The 4,119-nt window shown below is 40.1% G+C and carries 5 protein-coding genes and 2 pseudogenes; 2 read left to right on the top strand and 5 right to left on the bottom strand.

What is annotated here, in order from left to right; genetic code table 11:
• Window positions 1-166, bottom strand: a pseudogene (locus AB6D07_RS22630) (transposase); the annotation flags it as partial.
• Between the two features lie 377 nt (window positions 167-543).
• On the opposite strand from AB6D07_RS22630, the gene AB6D07_RS22625 reads away from it, so the two are divergent.
• Window positions 544-978 (top strand): CesT family type III secretion system chaperone, encoded by a 435-nt coding sequence (locus AB6D07_RS22625; RefSeq protein ID WP_017098098.1) that lies wholly within the window; start codon window positions 544-546, stop codon window positions 976-978.
• Between the two features lie 6 nt (window positions 979-984).
• Window positions 985-2,181, top strand: coding sequence for a hypothetical protein (locus AB6D07_RS22620; RefSeq protein ID WP_017103052.1), 1,197 nt, complete (start codon window positions 985-987; stop codon window positions 2,179-2,181).
• Window positions 2,182-2,789: 608 nt separating this feature from the next.
• On the opposite strand, the gene exsE2 is transcribed toward AB6D07_RS22620, so the two are convergent.
• From exsE2 to AB6D07_RS22600, 4 genes and pseudogenes are all read right to left on the bottom strand, one after another.
• Complete coding sequence (gene exsE2 / locus AB6D07_RS22615; RefSeq protein WP_017098096.1) at window positions 2,790-3,080, bottom strand: T3SS regulon translocated regulator ExsE2; 291 nt, start codon at window positions 3,078-3,080, stop codon at window positions 2,790-2,792.
• Window positions 3,081-3,087: 7 nt separating this feature from the next.
• The gene (locus tag AB6D07_RS22610) at window positions 3,088-3,534 is read right to left on the bottom strand and encodes a type III secretion system chaperone (protein WP_017098095.1); all 447 of its coding nucleotides are present in this window, start codon (window positions 3,532-3,534) and stop codon (window positions 3,088-3,090) included.
• Window positions 3,535-3,737: 203 nt separating this feature from the next.
• Window positions 3,738-3,857: pseudogene (locus AB6D07_RS22605) on the bottom strand (ISAs1 family transposase); the annotation flags it as partial.
• Window positions 3,858-3,893: 36 nt separating this feature from the next.
• Window positions 3,894-4,119: hypothetical protein (locus AB6D07_RS22600; protein WP_372126203.1), on the bottom strand; the 226-nt coding region annotated here is incomplete at its 5' end.

The following is a 4,119-nucleotide window of genomic DNA, read 5'->3' as shown; positions in this document are numbered from 1 at the left end:
ATAGCTAAATCACTGAACCGACGTGGCCTCCCGCGCTTATTCTGTTTGCTTTGCGTCCAGCCACTTATCGCTTCTTCATCAATCCAAAAGGTCAAAGAACCGCGGTTAATGAGTTATTGATTGTATTTTGCTTCCAGTTGGTTGTTTTATAACGAGGTTTAGGCATAGGGCTACGAGAGAGTGGTGGTAGCTGCTCAGGTCGTAGATTCTTAATTTAGTTCCACTGAATTGCGAAACAAAGCTAATCTTACCACTTAACCAACTCATTTACGTTCCAATGCCTATGGAATTGGGTCTCGCTTTTGGCTGGCTAAGCAAATTATAATCATTTACCAAAACTTTAAAAAAGTATACAAAATTCAATTAGATAAACATAATTAAGATGATGTAATTTGAGGGTGAAAATGCTATTTCCGACCATTTTACGGAGACCATCGAAACTGTTCCCGTAGAAACATAAAAAATAACGGCTACATATGATTGCCGTTTTTTTGTTGCACGTTAATCTAAGTGGTAAAACCATGACAAATTGAACAGGATAAAATGGACAGAGAAAGTAATGTCAAATACTGGCTGAGAAATATCAACGAGCAGCTAACTCTAATTGACCGTCGGTGCCATATGCGGGTAGACGAGGCTCATTCCCTCCTGGTCCAACTCTCTGAAGATGGACAGGAGCTTCTACTTCATGGTGAGATAACGGATATTTCTATGAAGGATGAATTGTATATACTCCGCAGCAGTATGGTACTGAACGGACAACAGGATACGATGAAACGTTGTTGGTTAGCGACGCATCAAAATAAACTGCTTCTCATTCATGAGCTTAGCTTAGTTGATTGCGATGAAATCGACTTTGAGAACACGATGAACAACTTCATTGTGCTTATGAGTACTCTTAGAACTCAATTTAGTTCGGTATCAGAACCGATAAATGAAGTAACCATGCCTTATTCTCAACAGCTTATAAAAGGATAAATATTCATGCCTATTGGATTGAATCCAGTTCAAACGACTAATGTCACAAACACTTCAACTCATACCAAGAGTCCATATGAACTAAAGGTTCAGCCTGACAAAGCTAAACTACTGCAGAATATCGCGCCAACAGGACCTACACTGAAACAACCCACCACAGGAGAAAAAACTGCTATCACGATAAGTATGGATGAAGCAATGACAGCAATGACAGCAATGAACAAAGAACAAGCGAAGGGAGGTTTTACTCTTGATGACGGACGACAGTTCGAAATTCGAGATATGCATGTAATCAGACAGAACAAGGGGGGCTTGATAAGCCGGATGAAAGAAGGTTTCATCAAAGCATTACATGGTCAAGGAGCTTCATCCTCAGATGCTAAAAAGCTGACCGCAGCGTTACACCAAAAAGCCGATAACCCAGCAGTTCAGGAAAACTTTGTGCGCTCGTGGGATAGTGGAGGTTTTACAGATCCTACAGTAGTAAGTGGTGAAATGGGAGTGCGTGGGCACCAGTCAAAACAAGATTTTCAGTTTATTGTCCACACCGCACCAATAACTCACTTGATGGAAGGGAAGGGCGTTTTTAGTATTGATGCAGAAAGTGCGCTAACCTCCTGGGATGTAGCATGCACTAGTATCGTAAACCAGAGCAAGACTTTCACTTATGGCTCCGTTGGTGTAATTCTGAAAGTTCCGGAACAAAATGTTATTGCCGCTAGTCCAAACGATCTGATGTCGGAAACCAACATTGGTCTTCTTGATCGGACTGAAGATCTTGTCAACGTCTCAGATAAGAACGCTACAAAGACCCGCTATGAGGCAATGCCTGACTATGAACGTACAGGGTTACTAGCAAAAAAGGAATTACCGCGACATCAAAGGCATACCAACACTCCAAGTGAAGTCCTGAAGAAAACCTATGGGATGCGCAATGAAATTCTTATCTGTACGTCTGGAGGTGTAAATCTCCACGAGGGGCAGAAGGCAACCGAGAAGGTGGAAATAGCAGGGTTTTTCCTCAACGACAGCGCCCCAACAGCCTCTCACCAAGATTTAGCCGATTGGAAAGGAGAAACGTTGTTATCCAAAAATGATAAGTACGAGTTATTCAAGCAGCATGCTGAGCCCCTAGCCCAAAAACTTGGAGTGCCAATTATTTACTTAAACGGTACAGCGGATATTGCGGAAGTTTTGAAGTAGAAATAAATATAAAAACGCAAATTTTTATGTAGTCTGGTGTTGTAGGGCAAATGAGAGGCGAGCGTCTAATAGTTGATTTTCTGAACATATAATAACTAACGCAGATACCACCAACTAAGGTGGTGTCTGCAATTTAAGTTTGAAGGTCAAATCGATAGAAGTGTGTTAAAATAACTCTTTTTCTTAACTGAATTAAACAACAACGTCGCATTTATCGTAAAACAGCTTTAGTTATGGCATAAATCGTCATTATATCTATGTATGCATTGATTTTAAACAATATTAGAAGGTGATGAGAGTAAGAAGTTTTTTAAACGGCTTTATAGATGGAGTTATTCTCCTCCGGCAACGCATGTAAACAATGAGGATTACCTTTCCCCTACAAAGATAGGCGTCTAAGTAGTGCTGAATCTTTGGCTACCTAAGCTTCACGGCTCAAAAAAACGGGAAGCAAAAATTTGACTATCACAAGTGTCCACTATCTGAAACAGCGTGTATTGTGTGCTACAGCTATTAGTACCGCTTTAACTCTGTGTCATTACAACGCACAAGTTGAGGATAGTTACACAAGGCTCAAAACTAGGGCCGATTTCGATTTATGGTCGTTTTTATTGAGACTGACTGATCACTTGGATTTTTCTATTCAATAAGGCTTGTACAGAATGAGGGTCTTTTTCGAAGCTTAAGATTGAGTTATAAATTTCCACATTCGCATGCATCGACAACAACTCACTTAACTCCAGTTTGGAGTTGGCTCGATTCGCCTCTCGCTCTCCAGGACTAGTCTGTACAACGGTTCGCCCCAGAAAGGTGCCTTGCGTTGCGAGGGGAGGTTGTCCTTTGCTCTCTAAGTTATTGAAATATATATCATTTATTTTTGGTTTGATGTCGTTGGACATAAGGTACCTAAACTCTTAAGTCTGAGCTTTGAAGCATAGACGGTGAAACTTCTGTTACGACATGAGCAGACAACAAGGACTCCCAAGATTCGCTCTGTGTGAGCAGTTCAGCAAGTCCACTCTCAAACAGCTCATAGTCGAGTTTTTCGGCACGAAGCAACCTGTTTAAACACAGCTTGTGCCTGTGATTATCTAGACTAAAAAATAGTTGATGTTCAGACCAGTGATAGTTGAATGACAAAAAAGAACGATAAAGATCAGAATTAACAATTTGTAGGTCAACAATCTCTACTTCTAGTTGAAGTGTTTCTATTTTAGAGTGAAAAATTAAATGCACTCTTAACTTATCGTCAAAAGCTAACCCCAGTTCGTCTTCAGTCAAATGTAATTCAGGCAAGCCTACTCGACGAGAAAACTCTATCAGAACCTCATCTACAATTTGGCGTACTGACATAAAAACAGTCCTTTCATTAAATGTTAATAGTTATTATAGGTTAAACAGGTGTTTTTTATATTATTATTGGTTGATATTTTTTATATATTACGTAAGGTTCAGTCAGATCGCAATTACCAAAATACGCAGTTCTTCGGCATTCGCGCTTCTTAAGCGTGATTCTATTCCTTTTATGGTCTCAATAAGGGCACGAATGTACTTTGTTAATCTGATGTAAACAGAACGGAGGCTCTGTAATCTTTATTCCATGCAGCTTTATTCATCTTCCTTGGTACTGATAAGTCCCTTTCGGATTTCCTAAATCAGTCCTGAACAAAACGTTGATGATGAAACTGATTCAGTGACACACTCTCAAAGGGCTAGTTGTCTTTGTTTACATACTTTGTTAATAATTCTTGATGTAGTACCAATGGAGCAAGAATTGTTGCCTCGCCTTCAAACCAAGTAGCTCTTCCTGAACCAAGCATCCCGATGTGACTAGGGAATACTGTAATCAACTTGCGTGTGAAGCAAGTTGAGAGCAGACCGCTAGGGCTTTGTTGCGTAATTAAATTTAAAGATAGAACAACCCCGTTTCGCGTATTT

This window comes from Vibrio sp. 10N.239.312.C11, from assembly GCF_041466065.1.
Classification (GTDB): Bacteria; Pseudomonadota; Gammaproteobacteria; order Enterobacterales; family Vibrionaceae; genus Vibrio; species Vibrio tasmaniensis_A.
Note: the sequence above shows the minus strand (reverse complement) of the source record. Positions and strands in the feature narration are given on the sequence as shown.

Bases quoted from the DNA above. Each gene is read 5' to 3' on its own strand.
- AB6D07_RS22625 (WP_017098098.1), top strand. From the start codon at position 544: ATGGACAGAGAAAGTAATGTCAAATACTGGCTGAGAAATATCAACGAG.
- AB6D07_RS22620 (WP_017103052.1), top strand. From the start codon at position 985: ATGCCTATTGGATTGAATCCAGTTCAAACGACTAATGTCACAAACACT.
- exsE2 (WP_017098096.1), bottom strand. From the start codon at position 3,080: ATGTCCAACGACATCAAACCAAAAATAAATGATATATATTTCAATAAC.
- AB6D07_RS22610 (WP_017098095.1), bottom strand. From the start codon at position 3,534: ATGTCAGTACGCCAAATTGTAGATGAGGTTCTGATAGAGTTTTCTCGT.